9 protein-coding genes, 1 tRNA gene and 2 pseudogenes are annotated in these 16,331 nt (G+C 65.0%); 11 read left to right on the forward strand and 1 reads right to left on the reverse strand.

The window, feature by feature from the left end; translation table 11 throughout:
* From F7D09_RS11755 to F7D09_RS10195, 7 genes and pseudogenes are all read left to right on the forward strand, one after another.
* Nucleotides 1-642, forward strand: a pseudogene (locus tag F7D09_RS11755) (HAD-IC family P-type ATPase); the annotation flags it as partial.
* A 423-nt stretch (nucleotides 643-1,065) separates the two neighbouring features.
* Nucleotides 1,066-2,067, forward strand: a pseudogene (locus F7D09_RS11760) (HAD family hydrolase); the annotation flags it as partial.
* A gap of 1,740 nt (nucleotides 2,068-3,807) precedes the next feature.
* Nucleotides 3,808-5,808, forward strand: coding sequence for an InlB B-repeat-containing protein (locus F7D09_RS10180; RefSeq protein WP_152235383.1), 2,001 nt, complete (start codon nucleotides 3,808-3,810; stop codon nucleotides 5,806-5,808).
* Between the two features lie 13 nt (nucleotides 5,809-5,821).
* Nucleotides 5,822-5,989, forward strand: coding sequence for a hypothetical protein (locus tag F7D09_RS11235; RefSeq protein ID WP_193312447.1), 168 nt, complete (start codon nucleotides 5,822-5,824; stop codon nucleotides 5,987-5,989).
* Between the two features lie 387 nt (nucleotides 5,990-6,376).
* The gene (locus tag F7D09_RS10185; protein WP_193312449.1) at nucleotides 6,377-7,861 is read left to right on the forward strand and encodes an FAD-dependent oxidoreductase; all 1,485 of its coding nucleotides are present in this window, start codon (nucleotides 6,377-6,379) and stop codon (nucleotides 7,859-7,861) included.
* A gap of 668 nt (nucleotides 7,862-8,529) precedes the next feature.
* Nucleotides 8,530-9,477 carry a zinc metalloprotease HtpX gene (gene htpX, locus F7D09_RS10190; RefSeq protein WP_152235384.1) on the forward strand — a complete coding sequence of 316 codons (948 nt, stop codon included), beginning with the start codon at nucleotides 8,530-8,532 and terminating at the stop codon, nucleotides 9,475-9,477.
* 82 nt (nucleotides 9,478-9,559) lie between these two features.
* Nucleotides 9,560-9,633 (forward strand) — tRNA-Gly (locus tag F7D09_RS10195).
* A 175-nt stretch (nucleotides 9,634-9,808) separates the two neighbouring features.
* On the opposite strand, the gene F7D09_RS10200 is transcribed toward F7D09_RS10195, so the two are convergent.
* Nucleotides 9,809-11,209, reverse strand: a complete 1,401-nt coding sequence (locus tag F7D09_RS10200) for a polysaccharide deacetylase family protein (protein ID WP_226836265.1) — start codon at nucleotides 11,207-11,209, stop codon at nucleotides 9,809-9,811.
* 157 nt (nucleotides 11,210-11,366) lie between these two features.
* Between F7D09_RS10200 and fbaA the strand changes: the two genes are divergently transcribed.
* From fbaA to F7D09_RS10220, 4 genes are all read left to right on the forward strand, one after another.
* On the forward strand, nucleotides 11,367-12,434 hold the full coding sequence (gene fbaA / locus F7D09_RS10205; RefSeq protein ID WP_152235385.1) for a class II fructose-bisphosphate aldolase: 1,068 nt from the start codon (nucleotides 11,367-11,369) through the stop codon (nucleotides 12,432-12,434).
* Between the two features lie 295 nt (nucleotides 12,435-12,729).
* Entirely contained in the window at nucleotides 12,730-14,016 is a 1,287-nt protein-coding gene (locus F7D09_RS10210) for an adenylosuccinate synthase (RefSeq protein WP_152235386.1), read from the forward strand.
* 65 nt (nucleotides 14,017-14,081) lie between these two features.
* Complete coding sequence (locus tag F7D09_RS10215; RefSeq protein WP_152235387.1) at nucleotides 14,082-14,972, forward strand: fluoride efflux transporter FluC; 891 nt, start codon at nucleotides 14,082-14,084, stop codon at nucleotides 14,970-14,972.
* Nucleotides 14,972-15,346: a fluoride efflux transporter FluC gene (locus F7D09_RS10220; protein ID WP_193312448.1), complete on the forward strand. Its 375-nt coding sequence runs from the start codon at nucleotides 14,972-14,974 to the stop codon at nucleotides 15,344-15,346. Before F7D09_RS10215 ends, F7D09_RS10220 begins: the two co-directional genes overlap by 1 nt.
* The last annotated feature ends 985 nt before the right edge of the window (nucleotides 15,347-16,331 follow it).

Consider the following 16,331-nt stretch of genomic DNA (forward strand, 5'->3'; position numbering starts at 1 on the left):
CTCGGAGATGTGTATAAGCGACCGCCCCCCCCCCAGCCGCACTTCCGCACAATCCCCGTCGCCGATGTCCGCCCCGGCGACGTGCTGACGGTCCTGCCCGGCGAGACCGTGCCGGTCGACGGCGTGCTGCTGTCCGGCACGGCCTCGCTCGACATGAGCACCGTCAACGGCGAGCCGGTGCCGGGCGAGGTGTTCGCCGGCGCGACCGTTCTCTCGGGCGCGGTGAACGGGCCGACCGCGCTCACGATGCGCGCCACGAAACCGGCCGCCGACTCGCAGTACCAGCAGATCATGAAACTGGTTGAGTCGGCGCAGGAGTCGCGCCCGGCGGTCGTGCGCACCGCGGACCGGCTGGCCGTGCCGTTCACCATACTGTCGCTGGCGATCGGCGCGCTCGCGTGGACGTTGTCCGGCTCGGCGCTGCGGTTCGCGCAGGTGCTCGTGCTGGCGACGCCGTGCCCGCTGTTGATCGCCGCTCCGGTCGCGTACATCGCCGGCACCGGACGGCTCGCGAAGGCCGGGATCGTGGTGAAAAGCCAGAGCGTGCTGGAGACGCTGGGCCGCGTGCGTCACGTGTTCTTCGACAAGACGGGCACGCTGACGGTGAAGCGGCCGCAGGTCGTGCGCGTCGAGATGCTGCCCGATGACGGCGGCGTCGGCGCGGCGGGCATTGGCGCAAACGTCACAGCGGGTGCGCGCGCAGCGGCCGTGTGCGTGAGTGCGGCGACCTCACGTGTGGACTCAGCAGCTGCACACGCTGATTTCGCGAGCGAGAATGCCGCAGCGGGTGCGGCTCCTTCTCCCTCCCGCTGGCGGGAGGTGTCGCGCAGCGACGGAGGGCGGCCTGGCGGCGCGGGTTCGCAACGGTCGTCCGCTAATGACGTGCACCCCGTTGCGGCTGGTCCCGTGGCCGGCGAGCTTGCCCCGCCGGCTCCCTATTCTTCCCGGCGGAAGGAGTCGGTCAGTGAAACGGCGACTGTTTCTCCCTCCCGCTGGCGGGAGGTGTCGCGCAGCGACGGAGGGTGGTCTGCCGGCGAACCGTCCAGCGCCACAGCCTCTGCCCCGCACTTTGACGAGGATCATATCCTCATGATGGCGGGCGTGGTCGAGGGTTATTCGGCGCACGTGCTGGCGAACGGCATCGCGAAGGCCGGCAAGCAGGCGATGCGCCGCCTGCGCGAACGCTACGCGGCCGGCCAGCGGCAGTGCCCGGAGCCGGAGGCAGCCCGCGGGCTCGGCCATGGGTTCATGGAGTATCCGGTGGTGAAGCATGTGACGGAGATCGCAGGCAAAGGCGTGAGCGCCGAGGTGAACGGCCATCGTGTGCGCGTCGGCCGGCTCGCCTTCGCCGACGCGGCCGCGGACGGCTTCCAGTCGACGGCCCCATCGCGCGCCCGGTTCGCCCCGCTCGCGCCCGACGAGATGGCCGCCTACGTGTCGATCGACGGGCGGCTCGCCGCGCGCATCGTGCTGCGCGACGTGCCGCGCGCCGACGCCCGCGAATCGCTCGACCGGCTGCGCGGGCTCGGCGTCAGCCGGCTGACCATGCTCACCGGCGACAAGCGCGCGTCCGCCGAAATCATCGCGCGTGAGGTCGGCATCGACGACGTGCACGCCGAACTGTTCCCTGAAGATAAGGTTGTCGCCGTGCGCGCGGCGGGGGATGACGCGGCCGGACCTGAGGGTGCGCGTGGCATTCGCGCCGCCCGCCGTGGCGCCGCGCCCGTCACCATGATGGTCGGCGACGGGGTGAACGACGCGCCAGTGCTCGCCGCCGCAGGCATCGGCGTCGCCATCACGGACGGCACGTCGACCGCCGCCTCGCAATCCGCGCAGGTCGTGATCATGAACGACAGCATCGCCGCCGTGCCCGAGGCCATCGCGATTGCACGGCGCACGAAGCGCGTGATGCTGCAGGCGGTGCTGGCCGGACTCGCGCTGGCGCTCGCCGGCATGGTCGCGGCCGCGTTCAACCTGATTCCGGTGGTCGTGGGCGCGTTCCTGCAGGAGGCGATCGACGTGGTGAGCATCCTCTGGGCCCTCACTGCGCTGCTCGACCGGGAGTAGCGTGCGCGGCGGGGTGGCTGCCCGCTTGCGGATGGTCGCCCGTCCGCAAGCGGGCGAACGGCAGTGGGCCATCATGGGGCCATCTGTGGGCTGTCAGCGGAGCTGACTGGGGGAGCGTCGGCCCCCGCTGGCGGGGGCTCCCGCGAAGCGGGTGGGGCGGGTCCCGCAGCATTCCTCGGTGGAGGATCGAGCCGTAAGACAAACGCCGGCGGCGTTTGCAGGTGCGGTGCGAGCGGTAGTGGACGGGTATTGAGCCAATCGAAGGCTGTCCTTGATTGCAGGTTGCTCGCTGGCCCGGTGCCTTGCCTCCTCGGTGGAGGGGGGCTGTCGGTGTAGCCGACTGGGGGAGTGCCACGCTTTTTCTCGTCACATTCGTATGGCGTTCGTCAGAGTCGTATAGCAGTTTTGCCGAATTTCCCCAGCCCTATTGACGCAGGCCGTCTGGTTTCCGTCTGGGCGACCGCCTCATTCGGCGAGAATGGCTTTCTCTGAGCGCTATTCCGGAGTAGGCGGGCATGGCCCTCAGTAGACGCGCTTTTTCGCGATATGACTTCGTTGGAAAATGGCGGAAACGCTTTGCCGGATTCCGCCTGCTACTTGCACTGATGCCCGCCTACTCCGGAATAGCCCTTCAATCATGCGGAAAACACGGAGGCCGCGTTACGCAGCACGGTGACTGGCGGGTGTTCAAGCTCGCGAGAACGGCCGGGAGGGCCAGCGCATTGCCGGTTTTCCCTGATTTAAGGGCGCGGTTTTCCCATCGGCCTCTTCTTCGCTGCGGAGCTCGGTGCGTTGAGGCTCGTCTGTGATGCCCGCATGTGTGGGGCGGATTCCCGCTACAGGCTGGACGGCCGTAAGCATATTCGTCGGGATCCCACCCTCTCTTGGGATGCCCCGGACAAGGAAACGGCCAATTCTGGACGGTATTCCGTATTCTTAGGGACTGGCCGTGGCAATACCCCAATCAATCCTTCCAAAAACCGCATGATACCGGCGATTGATGTGGCTTAACAGCCGCGCGTGGGGCACCGAGGAGCCTAAGAATACGGAATACCGTCCAGAACAGGCCAATCCTGCTCCCACGTCAGAGCCCCGCTATGCGATTCGGCGTCGTAAGGTTCGTCGCAGTCGGCGGTAAGGCTCCCACGCCCGGTCATATAAGGCGGTGATTTGCGGCTGGGGCCTGCCTCCGCTTGGCGCATGATTGCCTGGTTGGCGGCTGTGGTTTGCCCGCTTGGCGTTGACGGGATGCCCCCGATATGCGGGCGGACTCGCCCGGCTGGCGGTGCGATGCGCCCCGATTTGCACTGAGATGACCGGCTGACGGCGGGCGGCCCGATTCGCTGCGAAGCCGCCCATTTGGCGGCCGGCACGCCCGATCGGCGCCGAATCGGCCCGGCCATGCCGAGGAGACCAGTACGGAATCGTTGCAAGGTTACGGCCCGGTAAATTATGTGACGGCTGTTTGTGAGCGCTGCCATCGTTGGAATCGTTAGGAGATGCGCATTTAGGGCATGGCGCCGCACCCCGCCGGAGCAGAAAAACCGGTCGATATGCGAAATAACCGAGTCCATATATCGGATAATGGCCACCCATGCTCGTAAACTTCAGTAATTGTAAAGTTTCTTAACAAGTAGCGATGCTGCCAAGAGGTTCTGCAAGGAAGCGCACGACGGAGACGTCGTGGACGGCATCGCCGCAAGTCAATGAGACTGTCCCAATAGAGTAAGGAAGAAGTGTATGAGATTGGGATTGAGAAAGCTGAGCGTCGCGGTCGCTGTCGCCGCCGCGCTGGGCATGGCGGTCCCCATGGTGGCGACCACCACCGCCAACGCGGTTGACACCCCCGCCTCCGCCGCTGACACCCAAGAGCAGACCACGTGGAACTGGGTGAACGATTTCACCTCGTTCGGCGCGGCTGCTGGCGACAACGCCACTTGGCACGCGCAGTGGCGCGGAGGCAGCGGTGTTTGGACGGACTTTGAGGTAAACAACGGAAAGGCCGAAGCCTCTGACGATGCATACCGTTACTGGTACGTCAACGGTGCGGGTGCCACTAAGGATGGTCCTGTCGGATTCGAGACCGTAGGCGCGGTTAAGCGTGGAGTCATCAGTGTCGGCAGCAACGGCGTTGATGGCGCCGTTACGTGGAAGGCACCGAAGGCGGGCACAGTCTGGGTTTCGCTTGGTGATGGTGAGCCGTATCGCGCTGCTGCTGGTGGTTCGATAACGTTTGGTCTGCAGCTGGTCAAGAGCAACAAGACCGACTTCTACACCCTGAAAATGTCAACCTTGACTGACACGACGCCTGTCGCAGGATGGAATTCGCCGATTCCGGTCACAGTCGAGAAGGGCGATTACTTGCGTCTTCTCTCCGAGACTTCTAACGGCATTGCTGATGGCCGCGTCTACGCTTCTCCGACCGTCACTTACGATGCGCCGGACTCCTACAGCTTCGTGGATGAGCTCTCACAGACTTTCCTTGAGGAAGTAGCCAGCCGGACTCCAAATAACACGTGGTCCGTGGAACAGCAGACTGGCGATGACTCGTGGGAGAAAGTCACGCAACGTGGAACGGCTGGTTCCCAAACCGCGCCGAATGCCGCGTATTACTACAACACGTGGTATGGAAGTGGCATCAATGTTCGTGTCGCTTCGCTGACCGCTTCCAATAGGAACGCGCTGACGGGTATCCTGAATGATGATGTAGCCACCACAGGCAAGGGTGCTGCTCTTGTGTGGACTGCTCCGAAAGCCGGCAAGGTCACGATTGGCGTCCGTAATGACGAGCCTTACCGTCAGTCGGCCAGCCACACCGGCCCGGTTGTATTGACTCTGCAGAAGGGTGATGATTCCGCTCTCTGCACAGCGACGCTTGCTGGCGGCTCCACGGCACGGTCCGATGAGTTCGCGAACTGTCTGCAGTCATCCAAGGGCGTTATCGATGTTCAGGCTGGGGACAAGGTTCGTATCATCGCCAACGCCGATGGCGCGAATCACGGTGATGTCATTATCAGCCCGATCGTCTCATATCTGACCGAGGATACGAATGCTGGTACGTATTCCGCCAAGGTCGCGAACGTGACTGATTACCGTGGCGATAAGGTTTCTGGCAGCACTGGTACGACTGCGGCGTCCTTCACCGCTCCTGCGGCTCCTGCCGGCTACACCTTCGCCGGTTGGTATGCGGACTCTGAGCTGACCACTCCGCTGGATTCGGCCAAGAAGTCCGGCGTCGCCTACGCCAAGTTCGTCAAGACCGAGGACGTCATCAAGTTCCAGGGTGGCTCGCTGCGTGTTGGCAAGTACACGACTTCGGATGGTACGGATGACTATTCCAAGACGGATCTTCGTTTCGGCTACCATGTGGACGTTCCGGATGGGGCGACTTTCGATAAGGCCACTTCCGGATGGCGCTATGGCACGGCCTCTGTTGACCTGAGCGCATTGAACTATAGGACAAAGGTCGCGGCGACCAAGGAAGAGAACGGAAAGCTCGCGGTGAATCTCATCTTTACGGGAATCACCTCTGCGAATTACGCGCGTAATCTTTATGTCGCTGCTTTCATGGGATATACGACTGCTGACGGTACGCCGGTAGTTGCGTCCGAGACCGAAGTTCGCAGCTCGAGCGTCCAGAGTGTCGCTACAGCAATTCAGAGCAGTTCCTCGGCTTCTGCCGAAGAGAAGGCTTACGCTGCAGGCATTCTTCAGCAGATTTCATCTGAGTCTGCAAACTGAGAAGGAGTTAGCAATGGAGTATTCTTCCCCGATTCTGGAAGTTGTTCGTCTGTACGGTGATGATGTGCGGACGGACGATGACGATGTCATCTCGAAGAGCTGCGAAGGTGAAAGCTGCGTTGTCGTTCCACCGTTCGGAGTCAGCGACTACACCACGCTGAACCCGGCTGCTCTGCAGTGACCCGCTGACCCGCTAAGCCCCTAGGGCTGTCCTGATGAGGCGGCTGTGCGGATGGTTTTCCATCCTCGCAGCCGCCTCATCGTATGTGCGGGCGTCCGAGAAATACTGTCGTGGATGCAGGGGCGTACGTGTATGTGCTGTGCTGGGAGCGGGCAGATGACATGGAGCCGGATCAGCGGCGGATGCAAACTCAGTTCGTCATCACTGATTCCCATCCGCAATCACCCAATCCGCCCGTCCCACGCATCCCCGCCCGTCCCACTCCTCCTCCATATCCCACTCACCACCCGCACCCACCGCACCCCACCCCACCTCCCCAAACCCCTCACCGCCGCACCCTTCCGCACCTCGCCGGTTTGCGATAGTCTGGAACGCGTGACTGAAACTGTGAATACTGCTGCAAACACTGCTGAAACCACCGCGTCCGCGACCGCCTCCGCCGAGCTGCGCATCGCCGTGATCGGCGCCGGCCCCGCGGGCGTGTACTCGTCCGACATCTTCCTGCGCCAGCTCAAGAAGCTCGGCGCGGAGCTCGGTCTCGGCACCAGCGCGCGCATCGACCTGTTCGAGAAGCTGCCCGTGCCGTTCGGCCTGGTCCGCTACGGTGTGGCCCCCGACCACCCGTCCATCAAGTTCATCGCGTCCGCGCTCGAGAAGACGCTCGACAACCCGGACATCCACCTGTACTGCGACGTGGAGTTCGGCAAGGACGTCACGCTCGACGACCTGCTCGCCCGCTACGACGCCGTGCTGTTCGCCACCGGCGCCGTCAAGGACAAGCCGCTGCGCATTCCCGGCGCCGACCTCGACGGCGTGTACGGCGCCGCCAAGTTCGTCGAATGGTACGACGGCTACCCCACGGGCGCCCGCGAGTGGCCGCTCACCGCCGAAAATGTCGCCGTGATCGGCGGCGGCAACGTGGCGATGGACGTCGCCCGCGAGCTCATGCGCAACGCCGACGACCTCAAGGCCAAGACCGACATCCCCGACAACGTCTACGAGGGCATCGGCCGGAACAAGGCTCGCGTGCTCCACCTGTTCATCCGCCGCGGCGTGGCCCAGGCCAAGTTCAGCGTGCAGGAGCTGCGCGAGATGGAGAAGCTGCCCGGCGTGCAGCTCATCATCAACGAGGACGACTTCGAGCTCGACGACGACACCATCGAGGAGGCCGGCAAGGACAAGCTCACCCGGCAGATGGTCGAAGAGCTGTTCACCGTGCGCGAGATGGCCGAGGACATGGAGGATGACGGCGACGTCGACTTCGAGGGCAACCCGGCAGACCGCAAGTACTACATCCACTTCAACTCCGCGCCCACCGAGATCCTCGGCGAGGACGGTCGCGTGAAGGCGATCCGCGTGGAGCGTACCGAAACCGGCGCGGACGGCGTGATGCACCGCACCGGCGAGTTCACCGACTATCCGGTCGAGGCCGTCTACCATGCGATCGGCTACAAGCCGGCCGAGGCTCCCGGCATCGCGTACGACGAGCACGGCGCCCACCTCGCCAACGCGAACGGCGACGGCCGCATCACCACAGCTGCCGACGGCGGCGACGTGCGCGAGCGACTGTACGCGACCGGCTGGGCCAAGCGTGGCCCGGTCGGCCTCATCGGCTCGACCAAATCCGACGCGCTTATGATCGTCACCAACATGCTCGAGGATCTCGCCAAGGCCGCCGAGGGTGGCCGTGTGGCCGCCGACCGCGATCCCGAGTCGATCGACCGACTGCTCGAGTCGCGCGGCGTCAAGCCGATCGACTTCGCCGGCTGGAAGAAGGTCGACGCGTTCGAACGTGCCGAGGGCGCGAAGGAAGGCCGCGAGCACAAGAAGGTCATCGAGCCGGATCAGATGCGCGAACTGGCGCACGCCTGATTTTTCGGGTGGTTCTGCCGGGCGGCTTGCGGTTGTCGGTCGGCTGGCAGGATTGCCGGTCGGCTGGCGGCTGGCGGCTGGCTGGTGACTGCCGGGCTGATTCTGGCTGGTCGGTTGGCAGCCGGCTTGCGGTTGGTTACCGGGCTGGCGGGCTGCTGGCTGGCGGCCGCCGGGCTGGACGGTTCCGAACGGCTCTGAGCGGCCCTGAATTCCTGCTACTCCGGGGATAGACCCATGTTGCGACGTTGAAATGGGTCTATCCCCGGAGTTTGTTTGGGAGGCTCCGGGGGGCAGACCCGGTTTGACGGGGCGGAATGGGCCTACCCCCCCGCAGTTTGACGTCGTTACTCCCGGAATTCTCCCATTCGGTGCGGCTGGAATGGGAGAATCCCTGGAGTCTGCCGCTGGAACTCCCGAGATTCTCCCATCTGCGGGCTCGGAAATGGGAGAATATCGGGATTAGCGTGGCCGAACTCCTTGGATTCTCCCATTCAGACCCCTTCGGATGGGAGAATCCAAGGAGTTCGGTCACGGGTCCCGCGAATCGGCCGTCCGCCGGCCGTCCGCCGGCCATCCGACGCACCCCACCACACCCCTCACCCGCCCGCCGACTATGCTCCCGGCTGACCCCCAGCAAAAACTCAGGCAGAGTTTCTAGTGTGGCGCTTATGGACGGACAGATGCGTGTGCACGGCCACTTCAATGGCCTGAAAACGACGGCGCTTTTCGCGCTCATGTGGGCCATCATCATGCTGATTTGGTGGCTGACCGGCGGCAGCCGCGGCACGCTGGGCATCTATATCATCATCGGCCTGGCATCCACGTTCATCACCTACTGGTTCTCCGACAAGCTCGCCATCGCCTCCATGCGCGCGCGGGCGGTCAGCGAGGCCGAAGCGCCCGCCCTGTACCGCATCGTCCGCGAGCTGAGCGCACGCGCCGGCAAGCCGATGCCGCGCATCTACATCGCCCCCACGATGAGCCCCAACGCCTTCGCCACCGGCCGCAACGAACGTCACGCGGCCGTCTGCTGCACGCAAGGCATCCTCAACATCCTCAACGAACGCGAGCTGCGCGGCGTGCTCGGCCACGAGCTCATGCACGTGTACAACCACGACATCCTCACCTCGGCGATTGCCTCCGCGATGGCGACCGTCATCACGTACCTCGGCTACTCGCTCATGTATTTCGGCGGCGGCCGCGGCAACAGCCGGGACAACGATTCCGGCGCGTTCGGCCTGATCGGCGTGCTGGTGAGCGCCGTGCTCGCACCTATCGGCGCCTCGCTCATCCAGATGGCGATCTCACGCACGCGCGAGTTCGACGCGGACGAGGACGGCAGCCGGCTCACCGGCGATCCGGAGGCGCTCGCGTCGGCGCTCAACAAGATCTCGTACGGCGCGCAGACCAACCCCATGCCGAAGACCGCCGGAACACAGTCCGTCTCCGCCATGATGATCGCTAACCCGTTCTCCCTGCGCGGCTTCTCCAAGCTGTTCTCCACGCACCCGCCGACCGACGAGCGCATCAGCCGGCTCATGCAGATGGCGCAGGAGATGCGCGGAGCCGGCATCTACGGCGGCCCGGGCGCGAACGGCGGGCAGTATCTGTACTGACATCTGCGCTGGCTACGGCCGGCTGCGTTGCCGTGACCATCGCCAATGTGATATACTGAATATTCGTGCACAAACGCACACTGCGGATGTAGTTCATCGGTAGAACGAAAGCTTCCCAAGCTTTAAAGGCGGGTTCGACTCCCGTCATCCGCTCCAGTCAAGCCCGCTGGCCGGAAAAAGTCCCCAGCGGGCTTCTCTGTATGTGGTCGCGGGTGGCGCTCCCCCAGTCACGGCCACAGGCCGTGACAGCCCCCTCCACCGAGGGGGCCGAGGTGGCGGGACGGTCCTACGACTGCAACGGCCCTCCGCCGAGGAGGGCCAAGGTGGCGGGTCAGTCGGTCGAGCTGTCCGTTGCCGACTCGCCATCCGCGGCCGAGCCAGCCGCCTCACCATTCGACGTTCCCGTCACATCCCCGCTCATCTTGAGCAGCTGTTCGATGGTGACGAACTCGTAGCCCTGCTTCTTCAGGTCGTCGATGATGCCGGGGAGCGCCTCGATGTCCTGCGTGCGGTCGCCGCCGCCGTCGTGCATGAGCACGATCGCGCCGTTGTGCGCGCCGGACATCACCGCGTCGTGGATTTTGTCGGCGCCGGGCCGCTTCCAATCCTCCGTGTCGATGTCCCACAGCACGTTCATGCTGATCAGGTCGTACGTCTGCTGCCACTGCTTCTTGCCGAACGCGCCGTACGGCGAGCGCAGCACCTTCGTCTTGTGTCCGGATGCCTTCTCCATGTTCGCGAAGCCGGCCGTGATCTCGGCGCGCAACGCGTCACGGCTGAGCGTCGGCATGTCCGGGTGTGTGTTGGAATGGCTGGCGACCTGGTGGCCTTCGGCGAGCATGCGCTTCTCCAGCTCGGGGAAGTTCACGCTCTCCTCGCCCACGTCGAAGAACGTGGCCTTCACATGCTTCTTTTTGAGGATGTCGAGAATCGGTCCGCTGTATTGGCTGGGGCCATCGTCGAAGGTCAGCGCGATCACCTTCTTGCCGGAGGGGCGTGGGTTGAGCGCTTCGACAATGAGGTCGCGCGGCTGTTTGGTGATGCCCTTGTCGACCTGTTTGCCGGACTGCTTGCCGGTCCAGTATTCGTGGACGCCGTCGCTGCCCAGCTGCTTGCGGTACTGGATCGCGCCGCCGATGATGTTGATCTGCTCGCCGTGCGGTACGGTTTCGCGCTTCACGGTGTGCGGTTCGACCACGTCCTCGCCGCTGGTGACCATGACCATGGAGTTGGCGGGGATGACGGTGCTGTCGAGCTTCGCTTCGGGCACCGCCGTGCCGTCGATGCTGACGACGATCGGCTTGCCGGCGCCCGCCTTCATCGTCGCGCCGGAAACGTCGACCAGATTGCCGCGTTTCGTGCCGAAGTCGGCGTTGTCCTTGAGCAGACGTGCGGCCGTCGTATCGACGCGTACCTCCATCGACGATCCGTTGACGGTGACGGCGACCTTACGCCAGTGGTTGTCGTACATCCACCAGCCGCCCAGGCAGCCGCCGACGAGCGCGACGATGACCATGATGACGACGAATGCAATCAGCCACGGGTGACGCTTGCGGCCGTCGCCCGAGCCGTCGTCGAAGTCGTCCGTCACCTCATACTCCTGCAGTTCCGGCTCCTCGCGACGCGCGCCGCGGCGCTTCTTGCCCATCTTGTCAGGCCGGCCGGCACGGCGCACGCTGGCGCCGAAATACAGTTCCTCGACGTTCTGCGCGTCGTTCTTCTTCGTGTTCATCAACAGGATATTGTACGAACTTTTCAGTCGGGCGACAGCGGGAAACATCATACGAACGGATGAAATTCGTGAATTCTTCATGACGTCCGTGTGTGGGTTGTTCGCGCGGCGCCGCCACCCCCTGTTTTTGTTGCGCGGTCGGACGATAATTGCAATCATGACGATTGCAACTACCGAACGATACGCCGAAATGCTGGACGCCGCCCGCCGCGGCGGATACGCCTACCCCGCGATCAACGTGACGAGCTCGCAGACGCTCAACGCGGCCCTGCAGGGGCTCGCCGAAGCCGAATCCGACGGCATCATCCAGGTGTCGGTCGGCGGTGCCGCATACTTCTCCGGTCAGGCGGTGAACGACCGCGTGACCGGTTCGCTCGCGTTCGCCGCGTTCGCGCACGAGGTCGCGAAGAAGTACCCGAACATCACGGTCGCGCTGCACACCGACCACTGCGCCAAGCAGTACCTTGACAGCTGGGTGCGGCCGCTGCTCGCGCTCGAAGCCGACGAGGTGGCGCACGGCCGCGAGCCGATGTTCCAGTCGCACATGTGGGACGGCTCGACCGTGCCGCTCGACGAGAACCTCGACATCGCCGAGGAGCTGCTCGACAAGTCGCAGGCCGCGCGCACGATCCTGGAGATCGAAATCGGCACGGTCGGCGGCGAGGAGGACGGCCACCGCGCCGAAATCAACGAGAAGCTGTATTCCACGCCGGCCGACGGCGTGAAGGTCGCGCAACGGCTCGGCCTGGGCGAGCGCGGCCGCTACATGGCCGCATTCACGTTCGGCAACGTGCACGGCGCGTACAAGCCGGGCGTGGTCAAGCTGCGTCCCGAACTGCTCGGCGAAATCCAGCGCGAGGTCGCCGTCGCCGTGACGGACGGCCGCGTGCCTTCCGCCGCGGGCATCGTCGACTTCCCCAACGGCAAGCCGTTCCCGCTGGTCTTCCACGGCGGCTCAGGCTCGCGTCCCGAGGAGATCGCCGAGGCGGTCAGCTACGGCGTGGTGAAGATGAACATCGACACGGACACGCAGTACGCGTTCACTCGCGCCGCCGCCGGCCACATGTTCGCGCACTACAGTTCGGTGTTGAAGATCGACGGCGAGGTGGGCGAGAAGAAGTACTACGACCCGCGTTCGTGGGGCCGCGAAGCCGAATCGTCGATGGCCGCGCGCGTGGTCGAGGCCTGCCGCGAGCTCGGTTCCGCCGGCCGCGCGCTGAAGTAGCGGTCGTTTGCGACGGGAACATGGCGTCTTCTGGTCGGAAACGGCCGCGAATCGGCTTGTTTGCGTCCGTTTTCGGCTAGGAGTGTGAGCGGGCCGGTCGGAAACGGCCGCGAATCGGCCTGCCAGCGTCCGTTTGCGACGAGGACCGGCGTGCTTCCGGTCGGAAACGCCCGCAGACAGGGCTGTCGGCAAAGCCGACTGGGGGTGACCACCTGCCGCAAACGGGGCGGCCTCACAGTAGAGGGCATACGGTACGCTGTTCCCGGCGGAATTGTGCGGATTGCGGAGGTGTGTTATGCCTGGAATCGTTCTTATCGGCGCCCAGTGGGGAGACGAAGGCAAGGGAAAGGCGACCGATCTTATCGGCACGCATGTCAACTACGTCGCCCGTTTCAACGGCGGCAACAACGCGGGCCACAGCGTCGTCGTCGGCAACGAGTCGTACGCGCTGCACCTGCTGCCGTCCGGCATCATCAGCCCGACCGTCATTCCGGTGATCGGCAACGGCGTCGTCGTCGACCCCGAAGTGCTGTTCCAGGAGATCGACGGCCTCGAGTCGCGCGGCGTGGACTGCTCGCGCCTGCTGGTGAGCGAGGCCGCGCACGTCATCGCGCCGTACCATCGCACGCTCGACAAGGTCACCGAACGCTTCCTCGGCAAGCACAAGATCGGCACCACCGGCCGCGGCATCGGCCCGGCCTACGCCGACAAGATCAACCGCGTGGGCATCCGCGTGCACGACCTGTTCAACGCCGACCATCTGCACGACAAGGTCGAGGCGAGCCTGCACCAGAAGAACCAGATGCTCGTCAAGCTGTACAACCGTCGCCCGATCGACGTCGACCAGACCACCGACGAGCTGCTCAAGCTCGGCGAACGTCTCAAGCCGTACGTCGCCAACACCGGACTGATCCTCAACAAGGCGCTCGACGAAGGCAAGACCGTCCTGTTCGAGGGCGCGCAGGCCACCATGCTTGACGTCGACCACGGCACCTACCCGTTCGTCACGTCCTCCAACCCGACCGCCGGCGGCGCCTGCACGGGCACCGGCGTCGGCCCCACCAAGATCAGCCGCGTGATCGGCGTCTCCAAGGCGTACGTGACGCGCGTGGGCGAGGGCCCGTTCCCGACCGAGCTGTTCGACGAGTCCGGCGAGTGGCTGCGTCAGCAGGGTCACGAGTTCGGCGTGACCACCGGCCGTCCGCGCCGCTGCGGCTGGTTCGACGCGGTCGTCAACCGTTACGCGAGCCAGGTCAACGGCCTGACCGACCTGGTGCTCACCAAGCTGGATGTGCTCACCGGCCTCAAGGAGATTCCGATCTGCGTCGCCTACGACGTGGACGGCGAGCGTTACGACGACATGCCGACCGATCAGGCTGCGTTCGCCGCTGCCAAGCCGATTTACGAGACCATGCCCGGCTGGGATGAGGACATTTCGGCCGTGCACGCGTTCGAGGACCTGCCTGCCACCTGCCAGGCGTATGTGAAGCGTCTTGAGGAGCTGAGCAACTGCCGCATCTCCGCGATCGGCACCGGTCCGCAGCGCGACCACATCATCTCCGTGCACTCGCTGATCGACTAGTGTCGCTGCCGGGCGTAAGCTGAACGGCTGGGACATAGGACGACCGAGAGAGGACGGCGATCGTTATGGAGACTTCATCATCCGCCGGTTCATCATCCGGCGCCGGCGACAATCCGCTTGCGCCGGCAACTGAGCCGGTAGCCGAGCCGGCTGCGTCCACGCAGGAGATCAGCGTGACCGAGGCGACCGCCGTCCATCCGACGGGCGCCGCCGCTGCCGCGCACCCGCCGACGGTGCCGCTCGCGCCGATCAAGCGCGTGCAGGCGCGGTTCAATCCGCTCGCCGACGGCATGCTGTATCTCGTCGTGTTCGTCGGCGGATTCTTCGGCACGGGCATGCGGTACGGCCTGTCGCTGCTCATCCCGAACCCGGCCGCGCCGAGCGGGCTGTTTCATTCGTTCCATACGGCCACGTTCGTCGCGAACATGGCCGCCTGCCTGATTTTCGCGACCGTCACCGCCTACCTGTCGCAGGCGGTGTGGGTGCGCAAACGCACGCGGCAGCTGATCGGCCGCGGCGTCGGCATGGGCATGTGCGGCGGCTTTTCGACGCTGTCGGCCATGATGATCGAGGATCTGGCGTCGCTGCGCGGTGGCGATCTGGCCGGATTCGTATTGTACACGCTGTTGAGTTTCGCGTGCGGCCTGCTGGTGACATGGATGGGCACCATGGCCGGACTCGCCTTGAGTTCGCGACGTGAGGCGCGTGAGGTCGCCCGTGCCGTGGCGGACTCCGCGGCGGCCGGACGGTCCGGCGCGCGCGGCGGCCACCGCGCCCCGGCCGGACGTCACGCCGATTCCGCCGCCGAACCGTCCGTGTCGGCTGTGTCGGCCGCGCAGACGGGCGGCGACGTCGCCGCCGAGGACGGCACGGTCGCGCCGCCGTCGTTCGAGCCGCGTCCGATCACGGCCGAGATCCCGCAGACTCCGGACCCTGACACAGGGGAGGTGCGCTGATGCTGTTCTATCTTGGCGTATGCGCGTGCGGCGGTCTTGGAGCCGTCACGCGGTTCGTGCTCAACACGTCGATCCAGCGGTGGTGGAGCCGCGCGTTCCCGTTGTCGACGTTCATCATCAACGTGCTCGCCACGTTCTTCGCCGGCGTCGCCGCAGGCGCGTACTTCTACGGGACCGCCGACCACAGCGCGTACCTGCTGTTCGTGACCGGCTTCCTCGGCGGCTTCTCCACGTTCTCGACGGCCGTCAACGAGATGGTCTCGCTTGCGCGGCACGGCAAATACGGCGTCGCCGCCGGATATCTGCTGGCGACGGTCGTGGTGCCGGTGCTGTGCGTCGCGCTCGGCTGGGGGCTCATCGAACTGGTCCGCTGATTGCCGGGTGTGCGCGGGTCGGATGGACTGGGAGAGCTGGCCGGCCGGAGTTGGGCTGGGTTGACCGGGTTGGCCGGGGGTTTGGTTGACCGGGTTGGCAGGCCGGGTTGGGTTGCCGAGTCGGGTGACCGGGTTGACCGCGCTGACTGGGTTGGATTGACCGGCCGGGTTGAGTTGATCACGCTGACTGGGTTGGATTGACCGGCCGGGTTGAGTTGATCGCGCTGACTGGATTGAGCGGGTTGGGTTGATCGGGCGGGTCGAGCTGACCGGGGTAGCCGAGTCGGGTTGGCCGGGTTGGCCGGGTTGGATTGACCGGCCGAGTTGGGCTGACCGTGTTAGGTTGACCGGGTTGGCAGACCGAGTGGGGTTGACCGGGCTGAGCTGACCGAGTTGGGCCGGGTTGACCGAGCCGGACCGCATTTCCGCGCCGTGTCGTATCCCCGCGTTGGGCCGCACCCTACCCGCGGTGCCGCTCGTACCTGCGTGCCGGGCCGTATGCCCGGCCTCGCCGTAGCCGTACCCCTCTCATCTGCCGCCCCCGCGCGTCCAAACTCCCGGAATTCTCCCATTTTGTGGTGTCTGGATGGGAGGATATCGGGAGTACCGTGTGTCTACTCCCGATATTCTCCCATTTGCGTGGCCTGGAATGGGAGGATATCGGGAGTGCGGTGCGTCTAGTCCCGGTTTCCTCCCATTTTGCGGTGTCTGGATGGGAGGATATCGGGAGTGCGGTGCGTCTAGTCCCGGTTTTCTCCCATTTTGCGGTGTCTGGATGGGAGAATATCGGGAGTACCGTGTGTCTACTCCCGATATTCTCCCATTTGCGTGGCTTGAAATGGGAGAATTTCGGGAGTTTGGATGGCGATGCCGCCACCCGGCCGCAGCCCAGTCGTCTGCCCCGTCGTCCGCCCGCCGATTCGTCGTCGTCTGCCGATCCCACCCGCCGATCCTGCTGTCAATCGCCGACCCCACCCACCGACCC

Source organism: Bifidobacterium leontopitheci, from assembly GCF_009193355.1.
Taxonomy (GTDB): Bacteria; Actinomycetota; Actinomycetes; order Actinomycetales; family Bifidobacteriaceae; genus Bifidobacterium; species Bifidobacterium leontopitheci.

What these genes read in the sequence shown, in the direction of transcription:
- F7D09_RS10180 (WP_152235383.1), top strand. Translation starts at nt 3,808, where the DNA reads ATGAGATTGGGATTGAGAAAGCTGAGCGTCGCGGTCGCTGTCGCCGCC.
- F7D09_RS11235 (WP_193312447.1), top strand. Translation starts at nt 5,822, where the DNA reads ATGGAGTATTCTTCCCCGATTCTGGAAGTTGTTCGTCTGTACGGTGAT.
- htpX (WP_152235384.1), top strand. Translation starts at nt 8,530, where the DNA reads ATGGACGGACAGATGCGTGTGCACGGCCACTTCAATGGCCTGAAAACG.
- F7D09_RS10200 (WP_226836265.1), bottom strand. Translation starts at nt 11,209, where the DNA reads ATGAACACGAAGAAGAACGACGCGCAGAACGTCGAGGAACTGTATTTC.
- fbaA (WP_152235385.1), top strand. Translation starts at nt 11,367, where the DNA reads ATGACGATTGCAACTACCGAACGATACGCCGAAATGCTGGACGCCGCC.
- F7D09_RS10210 (WP_152235386.1), top strand. Translation starts at nt 12,730, where the DNA reads ATGCCTGGAATCGTTCTTATCGGCGCCCAGTGGGGAGACGAAGGCAAG.
- F7D09_RS10215 (WP_152235387.1), top strand. Translation starts at nt 14,082, where the DNA reads ATGGAGACTTCATCATCCGCCGGTTCATCATCCGGCGCCGGCGACAAT.
- F7D09_RS10220 (WP_193312448.1), top strand. Translation starts at nt 14,972, where the DNA reads ATGCTGTTCTATCTTGGCGTATGCGCGTGCGGCGGTCTTGGAGCCGTC.